The following is a 20464-nucleotide window of genomic DNA, read 5'->3' on the forward strand; positions in this document are numbered from 1 at the left end:
CGGCTGGTAGCGCCTCAGCGGTGGTCTACCAGCCGGCTAAGCATGTCGCCAGCAAGTTGGATGACGTTCACAATTACGACTATGACCACAACGAGGATCACAAGAACATCTGCCATTGGGCGGTAGTAGCCGTAGTTAATGGCCATCTGCCCAAGTCCGCCGCCACCAACGGCGCCCGCCATAGCGGAGTAGCCGACCAAGGTAATGATGAGAATAGTGGCCGACTGAATGAGTGCTGGCATTGCTTCGCGAACCAGTACACCGCTGAGAATTCGAGACCGCGAGGCGCCCATCATCTGCGCTGCCTCTACTTTGCCTTGTTCGACTCCGGTGAGGTTCGATTCAACGAGGCGCGCGAAGTAGGGAATTGCGGCAATGGTGAGGGGCACCGTGGCGCCCAGCCAACCTGTAGCTGACCCAACCACGGCCCGGGTGAGCGGGATCATGACGAACATGAGGATGATGAATGGAATTGAACGTCCCACATTCACAATGAACGCCAACACCTGATACAGCGCGCGATTGGGCAGCAGACCTTCCGGCTTGGTTGCTGTCAACACGATACCGATGAGTAGTCCGAAGATAATGGAAAAGAGGCTGGACCAGAACACCATAAGAAGGGTTTCACCCAAAGCAGGCATGAGGCCCTGCTCAATGATGGGGTTCTGGAACCATGTATCGGCAGCAAGAACTGAAGCGGTGGAAGCAAGTGGCGTGATCATGCGGAGCGCACCTCCGCAACAATGCCAGCCTTTGAGAACGAGTCAATGGCTTCGTCTGCCCGGTCAGGATCGAGTGTGAGCGCTAAGCGGGCAACTTGCACATTCCCAAGCGTTTCGAACGTTCCTGCGCCAATATCCGCGCCCAGCTCAGCTGCCATGGCCATCACTCGGGACCCAGTTGGTTCGCCTGGACGCGACGTGAACGCGACATCAATGATCGTCTTTCCGACGACGTCGTCGCGATCAAGCGATGGATTCGGAACGATTTGACGTGCAAGTGGTGAACTGACATCGGATACGACTTCGCTGACTGGTCCGCTCGATACGATCCGGCCGTGGTCAAGGAGAGTGACGGAATCACAGATCTTGCGCACGACGCCCATCTCATGAGTGATGATGAGGACCGTGACACCGTAGGTATCCCTAACCGATTTGAGCAGGCCAAGGATCTGGTCAGTGGTCTCAGTATCCAAAGCGGACGTGGGTTCATCGCACAACAGAACTGACGGGCTGTCAGCCATAGCACGTGCGATGCCAACACGCTGGCGTTGGCCGCCAGAGAGCTGAGATGGGAAGGAACTGGACCTGTCCGCAATACCGACGAGCCGCAGCATCTCACCTACGCGATCGCGCGTCTCACCTTTGCTTAGCCCAGCTAGTCGAAGAGGATATGCGATGTTTCCTGCGGCGGTACGGGCATCAAGTAGATTTGCGCCCTGAAACACCATGCCGATTGTGCGCCGCGCATCGCGAAGCTCGTTGGCAGGGAGTTCAGAAAGATTGTTGCCATCCACCAAGATCGATCCTGAAGAAGGCTTCTCCAATGCAGTGAGGCACCGGATAAGAGTTGACTTGCCTGCGCCGGATTCGCCAACGATTCCATGAATCTCGCCAGAAGGAACGGTGAGTGAGATGCCGTCAAGCGCGACGACGTCTTCCTCACCACGGCGCGGGTAAACCTTGCGCACGTCCTTCAATTCGATCATGTTTCGCCTCCATCGATCGTGGCGGAAGCACCCGGCTTACCGGGTTGCTGCAGCTTCTGCGAGCCACGTCTCTCAGCTGCTCTTGATGAACTGATGCTAAGCAAACCACGAAAGGGCCTGAACTACCAAGTGTTTCAAGATGTGACATAAGTCCAACAAGTGGTGGGTGCCACTGCTGTGGTTGCTGGAGTTCGGCTCACCGAGTGCGCGTCAGCTCCCCGAAATCTGTCCGCACCTTCCTGCAGAATTGCTTCATGGACAGGGAGTTATACGCGCGCCGTCTGCGCGATTATTTGGGAACAAGCCCATTTCACATGATCTGTGGTGAGGTGGCACTCTTAGGAGATTTCGTCTTCCTCGGAACGATCGATGCTTTGCTCTACCGTGGGCGCAACGATCACCGTTCGGGCCGAAGTCAATGAGATTCTGGTGGGCTTTCCCTCCACTTGGAGGCTCATCATGCCCACGCCACGGCTCACGGAAAGAACACGGAGTTGTGCGCCGGGTATCAAGCCCTCGTCCCGCAGGTAGATCAGCACATCAGAATCCTCATCGGAGACCCGTTCAATGATGCCTGTTGCACCAGCCTCAAGCGAAGAAAGCGCGTCGCCTTCGGGAACAACGAGGTACTCCGAACCGTCGGCGTTTGGAATAACATCCCCATGTGGATCGCGCTTGGGAAAGCCCAGTGCGCCATCCAGCCTCTCAATGAACAGATCGGAAACCGCGTGCTCTAGGTGTTCGGCTTCATCGTGTACCTCGTCCCATGTGTAGCCAAAGATCTCAACTAGGCCTGTTTCAAGGAGACGATGAATACGAACCATTCGGGCGGCTTGAGCACGCCCAGCATCGGTGAGGGAGATTGCGCCGTAAGGTGCGTGGCGAACAAAGCCGAGCCCCACAAGTTTTCCCACGCCTTCAGAGACAGTCGAAGGAGATAGGCCAAGTGTTTTGGCCAGCTCGCCGGATGTGACGGGATGATCCTGCCATTCGCCAAGCTTCCAGATAGCTCGCAAGTAGTCTTCGCTCGATGCTGTCAGTGCCAATGTGATCCGTTCACTGCTGGTTTCGTCTGTTCGTGGCGGGCTCCCTACATGGGAATCCCACACACTAGTCTTGCTGGGAAGAGTTGGTCGGGGCAACACGTGCCCCGACCAACCGGGTCAGCTTAATGCTGCGGCTGCGGCGATGTGCAGCGCCTTCTCAAACTTTGTCTCGCGCTCCTGAGCGGTCATGTTCTGCGTTTCGTCAAAAATGTGATCGGAGACCGTTAGGACGGCTAGGGCTTCTTTGCCAAGGTCCGCAGCGATCCCATAGAGACCTGCCGCCTCCATCTCAACGCCCAGCGTTCCGAGGGAAGCCAGCCGCTCCGATTCCTCCACGGGCACGCCGTAGAAACGGTCACGAGAGATAACTGGGCCAACCTTCACTGCTGGATCGTCTCCGGCGGCTTCCATTGCTGCCTTGAGAAGCGGCCACGAAGCCGTGGCAGAAAAGTTGATTCCGGGGCACAGTTGCGTATTGAGTACGCCATCGGTGTGCGCGCCGATTGCGACCACGACGTCGCCCGCCTTGACGGAACTCGAAAGCCCGCCGCACGTACCAACTCGGATGATGCGTTCTACGCCGAAGAAGCTGTACAGCTCTGTGGCGTAGATCGCGAGGGAGGGCTGGCCCATTCCTGAGGCCATGATGGAGAGAGGTTTGCCTTGGTATGTGCCGGTGTAACCGCCGATGCCGCGTACGTCTGTGACCTGCTTGGCATCGGGCATCAGAAGTGCAGCCATGCGTTGCGCACGCTTGGGATCTCCTGGCATGAGCACTGCGGGTGCGAAGTCTCCGGGTTCGGCAGCGATGTGGGGTGTAGCCACTGTCATGTCTCCTGTTCTGACCGCTTCAGCGGGCATTGTGTGGTCCGGTCCAAGCATTCTAGTTGCCGAGCGTTGGGTCCGCAGGGTCCTAGCCTCACTGCTGGTTGTAAGCTGCCCGCTGAACACGCTTACTACTGCCGGTGAGCTGAAGCCGGTAAAGTGCACTGCGTATGTTCGCACAGCGAGTATGGTCGGCAGACTCAAAGAGAGCGCCAAGTGAACTCGCGGCAGCTCGCCCTACGTCAAGCAATCGGAAAGAGAACTATGAGTGGATTTGAACTCGTGGCGTTTGATCTAGATGACACTTTGGCACCCTCTAAATCTCCATTGCCGGATCGAATGGCGAAGGCGCTGGAGGCGTTGCTGGATGTCGCGCAAGTGTGCGTGATATCCGGAGGTCAGTTTGGGCAGTTTGAGTCACAGTTGCTTGAGAATCTCCACGCAACAGACCAACAGCTTTCCCGCTTACACCTCATGCCCACGTGTGGTACGCGCTACATGGTGTACACCAACGGAGCTTGGCAGGACGTCTATGCTCGCAACCTCACCCAAGATGAGCGTGATCGTGCGCTCGCGGCTGTGGAAGATGAAGCACGGCGCCGCAACCTCTGGGAAGAGCAAACGTGGGGTCCAATCCTGGAAGATCGTGGCTCCCAAATCACCTTCTCAGCGCTGGGCCAACAGGCTCCGCTTGAAGCAAAGAAAGCATGGGATCCGAGCGGGTCAAAGAAGAAAGAGCTGCGCGCCGCCGTCGCCAAACGTATCCCCGATTTGGAAGTGAGATCCGGAGGATCAACATCCGTCGACATCACCCGGCGGGGAATCGATAAAGCATACGGCATTGAGGAACTCTCCAAGCAGACTGGAATCGCGATCAAGGACATGCTGTTTGTTGGTGATCGCCTCGATGAAGATGGCAACGATTACCCAGTGCTTCGGCTCGGGATTGCTGCCCACCCAGTCACTGATTGGGAAGACACCGCGGCCTTCATTGAAGGCTACTGTGGGCAGCCAAGCCGTGAGGTACTAACTGTGGGGCAGGCGTCATGAACGGATCCAACGGAACGGTTGAGGAACTTTCGGATGACGAACTTGACCTTTTTCTGGCCAAAGTAGAAGCCAAGCGGAACGCTGAACCATCCCAGGCTCAGAAAGATGGTGGAGCTCCTCTGGAGCAAGCGATCGTCATGATGGTCGCGGGCGTGCTGGGGATGTTCGCATCCCTGGAGCTTCTTCTTGCGGAGAAGGAGTTGCTCCAGAATCCGACTGCAAACCTCTCATGCGATATCAACCCGCTCATTGGCTGCGGCAAGTTCCTGACTTCCGAGTTCAATACGCTGTTTTTCGGGATCTCCAATTCGATCTTTGGGCTCGCCTTCTTTGGCGGAATCACCGCATTGGGGATGGTCCTTGCCACAAAGGGTCGCTTCGGGGTGTGGCTGTGGCGAGCACTTGATGTCGCAGTGGTTCTGGCAGCCGCATGGTTGGTCTGGTTCCAGCACACGGCATTCTTCGTTGAGCGCGCTCTTTGCCCGTATTGCTTGGTCACATGGTTTGTCACGATCCCGCTGATCGTGCAGGTCCTCGCGCGTTCTGCGCAGGCCGGGCACTTCCCTGTGCCTGATGCGGCACGCCGTTTCTTGGTTCACGGCCGGTGGTGGATCGTGGCCGCGGTCTACGCCGTGGTGGTGGTCATGGCAGTGGTGATCTTCTGGGATACGTGGAAGATTGTTCTCTGACAATGTGTAAGGCGTGGGTACTTTGCCTAGCAACGCCTGAGCATTAGCAACGGTACAACCTAGCAACGTCCATACCTTGACAATGCCTAAACCCAAGCAACGTCCATACCTTGACAATGCCTAAATGCGGAAAGTGCGCGGACCAGATACGATCCGCGCACTTTCTGCACGTATGGCGATTGCGGGGCCTTAGCCTCACGCAAGCTTGTACATATCCTCTGGAACACTTTCGCCAAAACCCAGTTCGCGAAGTGCTACGCGGACCTTTTCAGTATCCTCATCCATTCGCTCGGCTGGCACATCGTGCATCGCGTTCGCGAACACGATATCTGCCTCACTGCGTGCGGGAATCACGTGGATGTGTACGTGTGGTACCTCCATCCCAGCAATCATGGTCATGGCCCGTGAGATGTCAAATGCGCGTTCTTGGGCACGGCCAACACGTTGAGCTACCACACTTATATGAGCAAAGGTCTGTTCACTGAGCTCTGTGAAGCGCGATACCTCGGCTCGTGGAACCACGAGCATGTGCCCGTAATTGATTGGTTCGATCGTGGCGAAGACGACGCACGTTTCATCCGCATAGACGAACCGGCCGGGGATATTTCCAGCGATGATCTCAGTAAAGACGCTCATAAAGCCAGTCTAGAGCGTGAGAGCAGCGTTGTGGGGGAGCGCGGTGGCACTTCTGCGGTGGGCTGGCTTGCTACGTCTCACAGCGGGCAATTCCAAGGCTTCGGCCCCCCTGAGATAGTCTTATCTATGGATTATGAGCACATCACGTGCGTGTCAAAGGAGAGCAATGAGTACGCAGGCGTCCGGCGTCGAAGCTACCCCGTTCCGCTACACAGCCAATCTGGCCAGTCAGATTGAGGCACAGTGGCAAGAACGGTGGGATTCTGAGGGTACCTTCAACGCGAGCAACCCAGTTGGGGATCTCGCGGGTGAAGTGCCAGCCGAAAAGTTCTACATTCTCGATATGTTCCCTTACCCTTCCGGCAAGGGCCTCCATGTTGGCCACCCGCTTGGCTACATCGCGACTGACACTGTGGCGCGCTACCAGCGCATGAAGGGCAAGAACGTCCTCTACACCATGGGCTATGACGCTTTTGGTTTGCCTGCTGAACAGTATGCCGTTCAGACAGGGCAGCATCCGCGGATCACCACGGAGCAGAATATTGAGAACATGCGGCGCCAACTCCACCGTATTGGCCTTTCACATGATGTGCGCCGCTCGTTCGCGACGACGGACGTTGAATATGTCAAGTGGACTCAATGGATTTTCCTCCAGGTGTTCAATTCTTGGTTTGACCCGAACGCGCCGCGCCGCGACGGCCGTGGCATCGGGGCCGCTCGTCCTGTCACTGAGCTTCGCGAGAAGCTGGCTTCAGGAGAAGTAGCTGTTCCGGATGGTCGTTCGTGGCTGGAGCTGACCCCACGCGAACAGAACGAGGTTGTTGACGGATTCCGCCTCGCCTATGTATCCGAGGCGCCCGTGAACTGGTGCCCAGGATTGGGCACTGTGCTTGCCAACGAAGAAGTGACGGCTGACGGCCGTTCCGAGCGTGGCAATTACCCTGTGTTCAAACGGAATCTGCGTCAGTGGATGATGCGGATCACGGCCTTTGCAGACCGCCTTGTCGATGATCTGGACACCATCGATTGGCCAGAGAAGGTCCGCTCCATGCAGCGCAACTGGATCGGCCGGTCTGAAGGTGCTTCGGTTACATTCACCGTTCCAGCAGCGGGCGGAGCAGCGCTTGAGGTTTACACAACGCGCCCCGATACCTTGTTCGGTGCGACTTTCATGGTCGTGGCACCAGAGCATGAGATCTTGGGCGGCACCATGCCCGGTGCGTCTGATGATGCCTCAGAACTCACTGTTCCAGCCGTATGGCCGGAAGGTACGAAGGAAGCTTGGACGGGTGGGTTTGCCACTCCAGCCGATGCAGTCGCTGCCTATCGGGCCGATGCAGCGCACAAATCTGAAGTTGAACGCGCAGATGAGGGCCGCACAAAGACAGGCGTATTCTCTGGATTGTTTGGCGTGAACCCCGTTAACGGCAAGCAGATCCCCGTGTTCGTCGCTGACTACGTGCTCATGGGTTACGGAACCGGTGCGATCATGGCCGTTCCTGCGCACGATGATCGTGACTGGGCATTTGCGAACAAGTACGAACTGGATATTGTGCGGACCATCGGACCTGCCGAAGATCCATACGGTCCGGACCTGACGGTGAGTGCGTACACCGCGGGCGGCGTCGCCGTCGACTCCGCACATGACGCGCTTGATCTCAACGGCCTCGAGAAGGATGAGGCCAAGGCCGCCATGACCGCGTGGCTGGAGCAGACCGGAAAGGGTCACGCCACCGTGACTCACCGCCTGCGCGATTGGCTGTTCTCCCGCCAACGGTATTGGGGTGAACCATTCCCTGTGGTCTGGGACGCCGACGGCAATGTGCACGCACTTCCGGAGTCCGCACTACCCATCGAACTGCCGGAGATCAGCGATTACTCCCCGAAGTCATACGATCCGGAAGATGCGGATTCTTCGCCTGAACCACCGCTGGGCCGCGCCTCGGACTGGGTGGAAGTCGAACTTGATCTGGGTGATGGCCTGAAGAAGTATCACCGCGATACGAACACCATGCCACAGTGGGCGGGTTCGTGCTGGTATGAGCTTCGCTATGCGGATCCAACCAACCCGGATACGTTCTGCGCGCCTGAGAATGAGTCTTACTGGATGGGCCCGCGCCCGGAGAACGGCAACATTTCTGGTGGCACTGACTTGTATGTTGGTGGCGTCGAGCATGCGGTTCTGCACTTGCTCTATGCGCGTTTTTGGCACAAGGTCCTCTTTGATCTGGGCTATGTCAGTTCCTTCGAGCCCTTCCACAAGCTGTTCAACCAGGGCTACGTTCAGGCCTACGCGTATACCGATTCGCGCGGCCAGTACGTGCCTGCTGATGAAGTCGAAGAGTCCGGTATTGGCGACGACGGCGAACCTGCTTACGTATGGAACGGCCAGACAGTTCACCGCGAGTACGGCAAGATGGGCAAGTCGCTCAAGAACATCGTGACACCTGACACCATGTGCGAGGAGTACGGAGCTGATACGTTCCGGGTCTACGAAATGTCAATGGGCCCGCTCGATGTGTCACGCCCGTGGGAGACCCGCGCTGTAGTTGGTTCGCAGCGTTTCCTCCAGCGTTTGTGGCGAAACGTTGTTGATGAGACAACCGGCGCGGTCACTGTTGTGGAGAGCGAACCTGATGCGGAAACCGCGAAGCTTCTAGCGCGTACCATCGCTGACGTCACTGCGGAATACGATGGGATGCGGATTAACACGGCCGTGGCGAAGATGATCATCCTCAACAACCATCTGACCAGCCTGAATGCTGTACCGCGCAAGGCTGCGGAAAGCTTGATTCTCATGGTTGCCCCGGTTGCGCCACATGTGGCCGAGGAGCTGTGGAACAAGCTTGGCCATGGCCAATCATTGGCACGTGAACCGTTCCCAGTTGTGGAGGACGAATCACTGTTGGTGGATTCCACGGTCAAGTGCGTGGTTCAGGTCAAGGGCAAGCTGCGCGATCTTTTGGAAGTTGCAGCTGACATTAGTAGTGAGGACCTGACGGCTCTTGCACTGGCTTCGCAGAAGGTGCAGAAGTACTTGGATGGTGAGCCACGTAAGGTCATCGTCCGTGCTCCAAACCTCGTGAATATCGTTCCGTAAAGTGTTTGATCGCTGAGAATCGGTGGATAGGTGCGCCTTCTGGGTGTACTTTCTAGTGAAACAGCCAATGCCATTGTGTGGTTTGGATCCACCGTTGGCTGCCTCACGCCACACAACTACGCAGCTGAATGCAACCGGGTGTATGCAGCTCACAAGAAAGGCATGTCATGGTCGCTTTTGCCACCTCCATCGAGGAAGAGGACTTCTTCGGACATCGCGCATGGAGACTCGTTTCTCCGGATGGTCCAAGTGCTCTGGTTGCAGAACGTGGTGCCACGTTGCTTTCGTGGCAGCCATCCGAAACTCACGAGGTTATCGATGGGTATATCGACGGCGATGAGCTAGATGCTCACTTCGATGCCCGGTGCCTCATCATGGCTCCATGGTGTGGGCGGATCGCTTCAGGGAAGTTCAGTTTTGACGGCGCTAGCCATACGGTTTCTTCGCCGGAGATCGCTGGACTTGGTGGCTTAACTGCAGAGCTTGAGTTTACCCGGGTTCCAGCGGGGGATGCCTTGCGGCTCACCTCCCGTCTAGACGCAAGCGATGCATATCCGTGGGATCTGGAGATCTCTGTGATCTTCTCCCTTGAGGGCGGCGTAAGCGGGTTTGAACACCTTTCGCTCACGATTGACGCGACAAACGTCAGCGAGTCAAGGGCTCCGGTTTCGATTGGATGGCATCCATACCTGAAGATGCCTTCGATGGACGGCATATCGAATCTTTCGCTGAGCATTCCCGCTCGGGCAAAGGTCCTGACCGATAATCGGTTGATTCCACTGACAGGAGATGCCGCCTTTGCCGGTATCGCCTCGCCTGCCCGGCACGATTACCTTGGCTCGGAGAAGATCGACCAGTCTTTCACCCAACTCGTACCAAACGAAGACGGCGTCGTCGTGACATCCGTGACCAACCCGGCCCGTGGTACGCAGATTCTCCTCACTCAGGAACCAAGTGAAGCACCTGTTGTTCACGTCTTCACTGCTGACAATCTGCCTCGTAACTCACGTAAGTCGATTGCCCTGGAACCTTGTTCAGCGATCCCTGACGCGTTCAATCGTGCGGATCAGGCTTCTCGGATCCCGCTGGAGTCGGGTGAAACTCGCTCGCTGACGGCAACGCTGAGCTACCGGCCTTCCAAGTAGGGGCGGCGTCAAGTTAGAGGATTTTGGGGGAGGGTCGCGTAAAGGTACCGGTCTTCCAGGTACAGTCCTGTTAGGGTCGCGTTTGGCTACCGTACTCTGGCGGAGTAGGGGCGGTGCTCGTGACGTAAGACGGGTCTTCCATATCGTCAGGTGGGAAAGGGACTGCCGGTCTCCCTAGCTGGAAGGTGTGGAGCTCCTTTGCGATCCACAGGATGATTGGCCGGTTTACCAATTCACATTGCTTAGTCTGCGTGAGCGAAGCATCCGCATTTGAGAAAAACTCGTTGCATGCTTCGCCCTCCGCCGCGTTCGGCCGTTCCTCCACGCCAGATGTCTCTGACTCCTGAAGAACGCCTCAGCGCGCTCGAATCTGCGGCCGTGGAATCGGATGACTTGAACCCATCTGGCGATGATAGTCGCAGGGGGTTCGCAAGCTTGGCACTGGCCTCAGGTACTGGCGAGGATGTGGCAGCCCTAACCCCGCTGGGCCCGCGCACCCGGTGGTTCCTGAATGGACGGGCGCTGAAGACCGTCGGGATGGCCATGATGGTTGCGCTGGCAGCAACGTGGATGTGGCTCGCCACGCAGACTTCAAGCACAGTTGCTCTCAGCGATGAAGGTAGCCTCCCAGAACCTTCCACAGCAACAAGCACGGTGGTGGCAACCGAATCGGCTTCAGCGGCCGCCACGATAGTTGCATACATATCAGGCGCGGTGGAGTCTCCTGGGGTCTACTCGGGACCAACTGACTCCCGTGTGAACGATTTCGTTGAGCTGGCTGGTGGCTTGACTCCCAGCGCGGATCCCAACGCAATCAACCTTGCTGCCCCGGTAGCCGATGGTGCACACATTCATGTTCCTGAGGTAGGCGAAGCCGTCTCTTCGCAGGCTGGTTCTGGTGATGCGGAAGGCGGCTCGGGCGGCTCGGAGCTCGTCAATATCAACTCAGCTGATGCCGCCACCCTGCAAACTCTTCCCGGCATCGGTCCGTCACTCTCAACCGCCATCATCGAATGGAGGCAGACGAATGGTCCATTCGGGTCTGTGGAGGATCTCCTTGCCGTCTCGGGAATTGGCGAAGCCACACTGGCCAAGTTCCGTGATCTCGTGACTGTCTGACGCGAAGAGCTCGCAGTGCGTCAAGATATGCGTCTCCTTCCCGTCGGGATCGGTGCCCTTGCCGGAGCCAAGCTGGGCTTTGCGACTACTCAGCCCTGGTGGGTGTGGTTGGTTGCGGGTTGCGTCATGGTGTCAGGTGTAGCCCTCCTTTCCATGCGTTGGGAGAAGCAATCGAGCGGGATGGTGCGAGTGATCAGTGAGAGCCAGTTCAGCGACGAAGCCTTTGCAGGCAGGGAAAGGCTGGTGAAGAGCACAAGGCATCCGGGCGGCTACAGGCACAGGGAAAGTGCGGGAAAGGTGCCCGGTGGGGAGCGGAGGAATACCTGTTGGCGCGTATGCATAATGGTTGCGCTCGCCGGAGCGGTCGCAATCCCAGCAGGCATGATGTGTTCGTTGCATGTACATGCATCTCGGCCTGATGAACTGGTGCACGCGGTTGAAACAGGCGGCACTGTAACTGGAAGGGTTCGGGTGCTCGGGCGTGTCAGCCATAGCCAGACGCCATGGGGCGAATCTTCTTGTGAAGTCAGTGGAGTTCCCGTAGATCTCAATGTGCGCAATTCGCCAGTCAGACTCTCCCGCTCCACGCGCGTACTGCTGCAGGGCCTACCTTGTGAGGCATTGGCGGGCCAAGTACTCTCCTTTACAGGAACTGTCGCGCAATCAGGGCCAGAGGATCGCGAAGCCGTGCGCGTGCGTATCATTTCGGGAACGCTCGAAGGAAGCGGGAACACCTCGGCACAGTTCGTAGCCAGAGTGGACACCGCGCTCACTGGGCTTCTGAAACACAAACCAGTCCACGCCCAGGGTTTGGTGCCGGGCGTTGCGCTTGGTGATGACACCCGGGCAACACTTGAGTTGACTGATGCAATGAAGGTGACGCAGCTGACTCATCTGATTGCGGTTTCCGGCGGTCACATTTCCATCGTCACCGGAATTGTCATTGCGATAGTTGGTCGCCGCAACACTCCGATTACCGCGGCTATATGCCTCGGATCCGTGGTTGCACTGGTGCTTCTGGTGGGCGCGCAAGCATCAGTCATTCGTGCCGTTCTCATGTCGGTGGTAGTGCTCAGTGCTCTCGCGGTAGGCCGGTCCACTCAAGCGGTGGCCGCTTTGTGCGCAGCAATCACAGCTGCCGCTCTGGTGGATCCGTGGCTTGCCCTCAGCTATGGGTTCCTGCTATCGGCCAGCGCAACAGCAGGAATCGTCATGCTTGGCGGCCCCCTACGCAGGGCACTCGCGAAGCGAGTGCCCGCGCCCGTGGCCGATGCCATTGCGATTCCGTTTGCTGCCCAGATGGCATGTTTGCCGGTTCTCGCATTGTTCTCCGATGAAGGCTCTGTGTGGGGAGTGTTGGCAAACGCCGTGATTGCGCCAGTAGTTGCGCCGCTCACCGTGGCGGGGCTCTCCGCAGCACTTCTCTCACCTTTTGCGCCTCAGCTCGCGGAAGCTGCGCTGCTACCCGCACAGATGTGCACATGGTGGATCGACTCAGTGGCGCGCGAACTGGCTAACTGGCCCGGCTCTGGAGTATCGCTGCGAGCAAGCGCTATCGGCACAGTGATCCTCTTTGCCATTGCGTACTGGACCTCGCCTGGCGTCGTCGTCGGTATTGGCGTGTGCGCACTCGTACTTACCGCCTCGACGGGTGTTGCCCACATACCAAAGGAATGGGTGGTGATTCAGTGCGATGTGGGTCAGGGTTCGGCGTTGATCGCGCGGGTGGATGGCGTAACGATCATGGTTGACGTGGGTCCCGAATCCTCTGATGCGAAGACCTGCGTTGAGGGCGCGGGCATCAGTCAAATAGACGTATTGGTTTTAAGTCATGACCATGCCGATCACGTCGGAGGACTCGCAGGGGTACTGGAGGCGGCGGCAGTTACCAGGGTGATTCGTTCACCTGTTCGTGAACCGGCGGCAAATAGTGCCTGGGTAGACCAAATACTCGAGAACGCCGGAGTCGGCTGGGAGACGGGCACAGTGGACACTGCCATCACGGGAGAATCCGGGCCAGTCGCGCAAATTCTGTGGCCGAAGGGAAGCGCAGCCACTGGATCGGATCCCAACGCGGGCAGTCTTGTAGTAGACATCGATGTAGCTGGAGGTGTCATCGTGATGGCTGACGTGGGACAAGAAGAGCAGGAAGCTATGGCTGCTACCGTGCCTGCCTCTAGCGTCCTCATCATGGCCCACCACGGTAGTTCGAGCCAGTCGGAAAGATTCGCGAACGCTGTTGCACCTACTCTTACGCTCATATCGGTGGGTGAGAACACGTATGGGCATCCATCGGACCGCGCACTGGACGTATACGGGTTCTCACGCGTTTTCGTGACCTCCGTATGTGGCACGATTAGTCTGACTGACAATGGGGATGTGGTCTCGGGATGCGCCGCAGACCACTAGTGAGAGGATCATGATGCCAGCACGCGCCAAGAAGAATCCGGGGCTGCGCTGGGACCAAGTGGAACTCGCCCCCGTGATCCTCGTGGTGGATGCCGAAGAAGTCCTTGGCGACTGGGCGGTGCAGAGGCTGGTCGAACTTGCCATGGAGCGCGATCCGGGAACTGAAGTTACTAAGCTCTCAGCCTCGTCCTATACGGCAGGTCACATTGCAAACCTTGCCAGCCCGTCACTCTTCGGAGAAGCGCGGTTTGTGCTCGTCAAAGACGGCAAGAACATGAATGATGCGTTCCTACGAGACGCACTGGAATACATCAAGGCTCCGGAACCAGATGTGGTGTTCGTGCTTCGCCACAGTGGAGGAAGCCGCGGGAAGCGGCTGCTCGATGCCATTCAGTCTGCAGGGTTCCAGAAGGCTGAGATCCCCGCGTTGAAGTATGACTCCGAAAAGGCTGATTTGGTTAAGTCCATTGCCGCACGGCGCCGCCGCAGAATCGGCGAAGGCGCCGTGCACGATCTCGTGGATGCGTTGGGTAATGACGTCCGATCGTTGGTTTCGGCCGTGAACCAGTTGCTCGACGACGTCGAAGGAACCGTAGACGAAGGCGCCGTTCATAGGTATTACTCTGGGCGCAACGAAGCTACTGGATTTGCCGTAGCAGATGCCGCAATCGCAGGTCAGGTTGGGCGTGCTATCGCACTCTCGCGCCACGCCATCGCGACGGGATCTTCGCCAGTGGCCATCGTGTACGCGCTCGCCCTCAAGCTTCGGGGCATGAACCTCACTCTTGCGGCGCGTCATCGGGGAAGTGAGGCAGAGACTGGCTTAGCTCCGTGGCAGCTCAAGCGCGCGCAGTCGGACTTACGCTCGTGGAGCGGGGAAGGGCTGGCACTCGCGTTGCTGGCCGTCGCTGATGCAGATTTCGAGGTCAAAGGGGGTTCGCGGGACCCTGCGTTCGCGCTTGAACGGGCAATCGCGCGGATCGGTTCGGCGCGTAGCGTTCCGTCGAAGATCTGAGGCTCGGAAGCGAGGGGATCGAGTAAGGCACCTCTTCTGGATGCTGCGACTAAGGTCCCAACCAATACCGTAAGCGCAATCTGCGATGCGTGTTTGCACAAAGGACGCGTATCTCACATGCAGCGAAATCAAGTGGCTAAAGGCCCAGTGGGAGCTAAGCTGACACTGCGATGCGGAGCTGTGGTCTGCGTCGCAACCGACTAGATACGAGCCGATCGATAGCGCACTGATACGTGAGGAGCACAGGTTGCTTATAGGTGTACCCAAGGAACCCCACGAGGGGGAGTCCCTAGTCGCCGCAACCCCGGACACCGTCGGTAAACTCATCAAACTTGGATACGACGTTATTGTCGAATCCGGAGCTGGCCTCAAGGCGAGCTATCCTGATGAGCAATACCGGCAGGCGGGCGCGACTATTGCTGAGAAGAACGAGGTGTGGGCAGCTGACATTGTGACATGTCTGGATGCTCCACCCGAATCCGAGATTAGCCTGATGAGCAGGGGAGCTACTCTCATAGCGAGACTCAATCCCGGGGCTAATTCAGACGTCGTGCAGACGCTGGCCGATGCGGGTCTGACCGCTCTGGCAATGGATGCGGTACCCAGAATCTCGCGTGCGCAGTCTATGGACGTTCGCTCATCAATGGCGAACATCGCTGGATATCGCGCTGTGATTGAGGCAGCGAACTCCTATGGCAGGCTCTTCACTGGGCAAGTGACCGCAGCGGGCAAGGTTCCGCCGGCCACCATCTATGTGATCGGTGCTGGAGTGGCGGGCCTCGCAGCAATTGGTACAGCGAACTCGATGGGTGCGATCGTCAAGGCCACTGATGTGCGCTCCGAGGCAGCTGAACAAGTTGAGTCCATGGGCGGTCAGTTCGTCGAGATCCCTGTCAAGCAGGAGTCTGCGGACGGATATGCGAAGGCGATGACTTCGGATCAGGAAGCGCTTGCCCTCGAGGTCTACTCTGCACAAGCAGCAGCTTCAGACATCGTCATCACCACAGCTCAGATTCCCGGGCGCCCAGCGCCTCGGCTCATTACTGCACAAGCAGTCGCAGCCATGAAGCCGGGCTCGGTAATAGTGGATATGGGAGCTTCTTCTGGGGGAAACTGCGAACTCACGGTTCCCGGAGAAGTCATTCGTACCACCAATGACGTGACAATCATCGGTTACCTTGATCTGGCTGGCCGCTTGCCCGGTCAAGCGTCTCAGCTGTATGGCCAGAACATTGTGAACTTCTTCAAGCTCACAACTCCGGAGAAGGATGGCCTGCTAACCCTCAACATGGATGATGAGGTGGTCCGCGGAGTTACGGTTGCGCTCAGCGGTTCAATTATGTGGCCACCGCCGCCAGTGAAGGTATCGGCTGCGCCCCAAGCGGCAGCAGTTCCGGCGCCTGTAGTTGAGGCCGAACCTGCCCCCACACCGGCGTGGAAGAAGTGGTGGTGGAAGATCGCTGCAGGAGCACTCGCAGTCTGGTTGATCCTCACCGCTCCATCTGGCATGCAGGGACACTTCTTCGTGTTCGGCCTAGCAGTTGTGGTGGGCTTCTATGTGATCACCAACGTGACACATTCACTGCACACTCCGCTGATGTCGGTGACAAATGCGATTTCGGGCATCATCGTCGTCGGTGCTCTCCTGCAGATTAGCTCGGAGCACCCAGTGGTGTGGGTACTTGCGTTCGTCGCAACTGCCGTTGCCTCAATCAATATCTTCGGTGGATTCACTGTGACTCATCGAATGCTCAACATGTTCCGGAGGAGCTGACATGACACTTATGGCAATTACAGCCTCCGCTGCTCTGACGGATACATACACGGCCACGGCCCGATTCCAAGCATTGGCGTACCTGCTTGCAGCGATTCTGTTTATTCTGGCTTTGGCCGGACTGTCTAAGCAGGAGACTGCTCAGCGAGGCAACACGCTCGGTATCATCGGAATGACCTTCGCGTTGCTCGCTACCGTGTGGGCAGTGATTGACGGCGATTCTGACAACCGGGTGCTCACAATCGGGCTGATCGTGGGCGCCATTCTGATCGGCGCATTCATCGGGACATGGAAGGCAAAGAAGGTCGAGATGACCGGAATGCCTGAGCTCATCGCGATGCTGCATTCCTTCGTTGGTCTGGCTGCTGTTCTGGTGGGCTACAACTCGTTCATTGAGCAGCCGGGTACGTCCTCGCCCGAAAACGCGTTCCACATGGGCGAAGTTGGCATTGCCGTATTCATCGGTGCCGTCACATTCACCGGGTCCATTGTTGCGTATCTCAAACTCTCGGCAAGAATATCGGGACGTCCCCTCACATTGCCGGGACGCAACTACCTCAATCTCGCGGCTATCGCTCTTTCGGTCGCCCTCATCATCTGGATGGCAAATACTCGCTCGGTGAGCGCGGGTCTAGCGCCGCTCATCATTCTCACGGTGATTGCGCTTCTCTTGGGCGCGCACCTCGTGTTGGCAATTGGTGGCGGCGACATGCCTGTGGTCGTTTCAATGCTCAACTCCTATTCAGGTTGGGCCGCTGCCATGGCGGGCTTCACTTTGGGAAACGACCTGCTGATTATTACAGGTGCGCTCGTGGGTTCGTCTGGTGCCTACCTCTCCTACATCATGTGCCAGGCCATGAACCGTTCGTTCATCTCGGTGATCCTCGGAGGATTTGGTTCCGACGGCGCCGTTTCCACAGAAGTCAAGGACTACGGCGAGCACCGCGAGACCAATGAGGCCGATGTGGCACAGCTTCTCAAAGATGCCAAGAGCGTAGTTATTACTCCTGGATACGGAATGGCTGTGGCTCAGGCACAGTATCCGGTAGCTGATCTGACGCGGAAGCTTCGCGATCGGGGAGTCGAAGTCAAGTTTGGGATCCATCCGGTTGCTGGGCGCCTACCCGGCCACATGAATGTGCTCCTAGCTGAGGCCAAGGTTCCCTATGACATCGTTATGGAGATGGATGAGATTAACGATGACTTTGCGGATACCGACGTGGTGCTCGTGATTGGCGCTAATGATACGGTCAATCCCGCCGCTCAAGAACCCGGTTCACCAATTGCAGGTATGCCGGTGCTGCACGTGTGGGAAGCCAAGGACGTGATTGTCTTCAAGCGGTCGATGGGTAATGCTGGCTACGCTGGTGTTCAAAACCCGCTGTTCTTCAACTCGAACACCCAGATGCTTCTTGGGGACGCAAAGAAGTCAGTCGAGGGCATTATCGCGAACCTTTGACGCGTACTTCGCATCTTCGCTGAGGTGGGTGCTCTCTGCCACGTGCAGAGAGCACCCACCTTCTGTCTACCTAGGGTGTGCCTGAATGCGGAGACGCCCACCAAGCAGCGCGTCAGCCTTCACCTGCCGTCTGCGAAGCCTCCAGCATCGGCCAGACAGGGAATCTAAGGCAGGCCGGGCGGCGGCACGGTGAATCGCCCTGGGTTTGATGGAGGCTCCAGAGTTACGGATGGAGAATGGATTCATGCCCCAACATAAGAACAAGGGACGCCGCTATTCCACTGAGGAAAAGGCTGCAGCGGTCCGGATGGTGCGAACGCTCCGCGCCGAGCTCGGTACGAGCCAAGGAACGACGTCGCGGGTGGCTGAGCAGCTCGGTTATGGTGTCGAGTCAGTGCGCTCCTGGGTGCGTCAAGCTGACATCGATGACGGTGTGAAAGCTGGTGTTACGACCGACGAGCAGACACGTATGCGAGAGCTTGAGCAAGAGAACCGTGAACTCAAGCGCGCGAATGAAATCCTGAAACGTGCCGCGTCTTTCTTCGGGGCGGAGCTCGACCGCCAACACCGGAGCTAGTGCGATTCATTAACGCGAACAAGGACGATATCGTGGCCGGCCGAAGGCTCGGGGTCGAGCGCATCTGCAGGGTTTTGCAGGTGGCCCCGTCGACGTATTATGCCGCGCATGGCAGACCAGCCTCTGCTCGGAAAATTAGAGATGCAGAGCTCGCGCCCAGACTGCTCGAGCTCTGGGAATCGAACTACTCCGTCTATGGCGTGCGGAAGCTCTGGAAAGCCGCGCAGCGTGCGGGCATCAATATCGGCCGTGATCAGGTCGCCCGGCTCATGAAAGCCCTCGGGATTGAGGGCGTGCGCCGGGACAAGCGCGTGAAAACTACGAAGCCTGACCCGCGAATGCCGCGGCATCCTGATCTCGTGAACCGGGTATTCAGGGCGGATACGCCGAACCAGTTGTGGGTGACCGATTTGACGTTCGTGCCGACCTGGCAGGGCGTCGCCTACGTGTGCTTCATCATTGACGCATACAGTCGCGCGATCGTGGGCTGGCGATGTGCGTCGAGCATGAAGACCGAGACGGTACTCGACGCGATCGAGATGGCACGATGGTCACGCGGCAAGCACCTCCCGGCGCTGCGCTGCCATAGCGATGCGGGCAGTCAATTCACGTCTATTCGCTACGGTGAACGCCTCGCGGAGATCGGGGCGACGCCCTCGATCGGAACTGTCGGTGACAGCTATGACAATGCCCTCGCTGAGACGGTGAACGGATACTACAAGGCTGAGCTGGTGCGCGGGCCAGCGAAGTCGGGGCCGTGGAAAACGGTTGATGATCTCGAGCTCGCGACGCTGGGATGGGTGCACTGGCACAACACGCAGCGGCTCCACGGCTACCTCGGGGACGTGCCACCTGCGGAGTTCGAAGAAAAGTTCTATGCTGGGGTTACCAGCGCCAAAGAACTGGTAAAAATCAAATGAGCTGAGTCTCCACTAAACCCAGGGCGATTCACGGGTTGGCTCAGGCATTGTCTACTGGCAGTGCACAATAGCGGGGAGGCCAGCCCGAACTGGTAGTGCGGGATAGGCATCCAATAGGGGATGATAGGCATATGAGTCTCAATAATCCCGGTTACCCGGACTACTCCGGTGAGCAGTGGCAGTCCTCCGAATCTGCTGGAGACGGCCAGCAGTCTCCCACACCGTGGGGGCAGCCTAGTTACAACGCCGGCTCGGACAGTCAGAATCAGAACTGGCAGGCCGGGCAGCCTGATCCGTTTGGTGGCCAGAATCAGAACTGGCAGGCCGGGCAGCCTGATCCCTTCGGCACCCAGTACCCTGGGTATACACAGTCTGATCCGAATCAACAGTGGCAGTACCAGAGTTCCGAGCCCTATCCGGGTTCCGGCCAACTCTCACGCGAGGACGATCGAACGTTCGCTATTCTGGCGCACGTAGCGATCCTTGTGGGCATGGTTATTTCAGTTGGTTGGCTGAGCTTCGTTGGACCACTTATCGTGTGGGCGATCTATAAGGATCGAAGCCCGTACGTTCGTCAGGCAGCCGCCCGCTCGTTCAACTTCAGCCTTGGAATGACCATCGCGAGCATAGTTGGCTGGATCTTGCTCTTCACAGTCATACTGGCACCTGTCTCATTGGTGATCTGGATCGTGGTGCTCATCTTTGAGATCTACTACCCGATCAAGGCTGCGCTAGCTGCCGCCCGATACGAGGCGGCCGACTACCCGTTCCAAATCCCAGTATTGAAGTGATCCCGGGCCGAGCGTGATTGGGCTGCGCACTGGCGCAGCCCAATCATTGCTTAGTCACAGGTGGTGGACCAGCTGGCTGCGACCATTCGAGCATCCCCCGTCTGAGCTCCGAACAAGCCACGCGTACAACCACCACACCCGTACTACCAATGCAGGCATAACAAAGCCGGTGATTCCTCGTGGAATCACCGGCTTAGCGCT

The 20464-nt window shown here is 57.8% G+C and carries 16 protein-coding genes and 1 riboswitch; of the genes, 11 read left to right on the forward strand and 5 right to left on the reverse strand.

The window, feature by feature from the left end; translation table 11 throughout:
• Positions 1-14 precede the first annotated feature (14 nt).
• The 4 genes from H2O17_RS05310 to H2O17_RS05325 form a co-directional block, all read right to left on the reverse strand.
• Positions 15-722 (reverse strand): methionine ABC transporter permease, encoded by a 708-nt coding sequence (locus tag H2O17_RS05310; protein WP_182050765.1) that lies wholly within the window; start codon positions 720-722, stop codon positions 15-17.
• Positions 719-1708 (reverse strand): methionine ABC transporter ATP-binding protein, encoded by a 990-nt coding sequence (locus tag H2O17_RS05315; RefSeq protein ID WP_182050766.1) that lies wholly within the window; start codon positions 1706-1708, stop codon positions 719-721. Before H2O17_RS05315 ends, H2O17_RS05310 begins: the two co-directional genes overlap by 4 nt.
• Positions 1709-1714: 6 nt before the next feature.
• Positions 1715-1800, reverse strand: a riboswitch (SAM riboswitch).
• Positions 1801-2046: 246 nt separating this feature from the next.
• Positions 2047-2754, reverse strand: a complete 708-nt coding sequence (locus H2O17_RS05320; protein WP_182050767.1) for a metal-dependent transcriptional regulator — start codon at positions 2752-2754, stop codon at positions 2047-2049.
• A 117-nt stretch (positions 2755-2871) separates the two neighbouring features.
• Entirely contained in the window at positions 2872-3579 is a 708-nt protein-coding gene (locus H2O17_RS05325) for a purine-nucleoside phosphorylase (protein ID WP_182050768.1), read from the reverse strand.
• Between the two features lie 264 nt (positions 3580-3843).
• Here H2O17_RS05325 and H2O17_RS05330 point away from each other — a divergent pair, with 264 nt between their 5' ends.
• Positions 3844-4629, forward strand: a complete 786-nt coding sequence (locus H2O17_RS05330; protein ID WP_182050769.1) for an HAD-IIB family hydrolase — start codon at positions 3844-3846, stop codon at positions 4627-4629.
• Positions 4626-5318, forward strand: coding sequence for a vitamin K epoxide reductase family protein (locus H2O17_RS05335; protein WP_182050770.1), 693 nt, complete (start codon positions 4626-4628; stop codon positions 5316-5318). The genes H2O17_RS05330 and H2O17_RS05335 overlap by 4 nt, the downstream gene beginning before the upstream one ends.
• Before the next feature lie 195 nt (positions 5319-5513).
• Here H2O17_RS05335 and H2O17_RS05340 read toward each other — a convergent pair whose 3' ends face one another.
• Positions 5514-5954 carry an HIT family protein gene (locus tag H2O17_RS05340; protein ID WP_182050771.1) on the reverse strand — a complete coding sequence of 147 codons (441 nt, stop codon included), beginning with the start codon at positions 5952-5954 and terminating at the stop codon, positions 5514-5516.
• Positions 5955-6120: 166 nt separating this feature from the next.
• Here H2O17_RS05340 and H2O17_RS05345 point away from each other — a divergent pair, with 166 nt between their 5' ends.
• The 9 genes from H2O17_RS05345 to H2O17_RS05385 all read left to right on the forward strand — a co-directional run bounded on the left by H2O17_RS05345 (position 6121) and on the right by H2O17_RS05385 (position 20263).
• Positions 6121-9054: a leucine--tRNA ligase gene (locus H2O17_RS05345; protein ID WP_182050772.1), complete on the forward strand. Its 2934-nt coding sequence runs from the start codon at positions 6121-6123 to the stop codon at positions 9052-9054.
• 167 nt (positions 9055-9221) lie between these two features.
• Positions 9222-10199 carry an aldose 1-epimerase gene (locus H2O17_RS05350; RefSeq protein ID WP_182050773.1) on the forward strand — a complete coding sequence of 326 codons (978 nt, stop codon included), beginning with the start codon at positions 9222-9224 and terminating at the stop codon, positions 10197-10199.
• Between the two features lie 288 nt (positions 10200-10487).
• Positions 10488-11318, forward strand: coding sequence for a ComEA family DNA-binding protein (locus H2O17_RS05355; RefSeq protein WP_182050774.1), 831 nt, complete (start codon positions 10488-10490; stop codon positions 11316-11318).
• Between the two features lie 342 nt (positions 11319-11660).
• A complete protein-coding gene (locus tag H2O17_RS05360; protein WP_182050775.1) occupies positions 11661-13727 on the forward strand; it encodes a ComEC/Rec2 family competence protein in 2067 nt (688 codons plus the stop codon).
• 10 nt (positions 13728-13737) lie between these two features.
• The gene (holA, locus tag H2O17_RS05365; protein WP_182050776.1) at positions 13738-14742 is read left to right on the forward strand and encodes a DNA polymerase III subunit delta; all 1005 of its coding nucleotides are present in this window, start codon (positions 13738-13740) and stop codon (positions 14740-14742) included.
• Between the two features lie 247 nt (positions 14743-14989).
• A complete protein-coding gene (locus H2O17_RS05370) occupies positions 14990-16516 on the forward strand; it encodes a Re/Si-specific NAD(P)(+) transhydrogenase subunit alpha (RefSeq protein WP_182050777.1) in 1527 nt (508 codons plus the stop codon).
• Position 16517: 1 nt separating this feature from the next.
• Positions 16518-17975, forward strand: a complete 1458-nt coding sequence (gene pntB, locus H2O17_RS05375; protein ID WP_182050778.1) for a Re/Si-specific NAD(P)(+) transhydrogenase subunit beta — start codon at positions 16518-16520, stop codon at positions 17973-17975.
• Positions 17976-18219: 244 nt separating this feature from the next.
• Positions 18220-19472, forward strand: a protein-coding gene (locus tag H2O17_RS05380) for an IS3 family transposase (RefSeq protein WP_246311335.1) whose coding sequence is annotated in 2 segments (ribosomal slippage) — positions 18220-18511 and positions 18511-19472 — 1254 coding nt in all. Because the reading frame shifts where the segments join, the coding sequence is not laid out codon by codon here.
• Between the two features lie 131 nt (positions 19473-19603).
• Complete coding sequence (locus tag H2O17_RS05385; protein ID WP_182050779.1) at positions 19604-20263, forward strand: DUF4870 domain-containing protein; 660 nt, start codon at positions 19604-19606, stop codon at positions 20261-20263.
• Positions 20264-20464 lie beyond the last annotated feature (201 nt).

It is taken from the genome of Changpingibacter yushuensis (assembly GCF_014041995.1).
GTDB lineage: Bacteria > Actinomycetota > Actinomycetes > Actinomycetales > Actinomycetaceae > Changpingibacter > Changpingibacter yushuensis.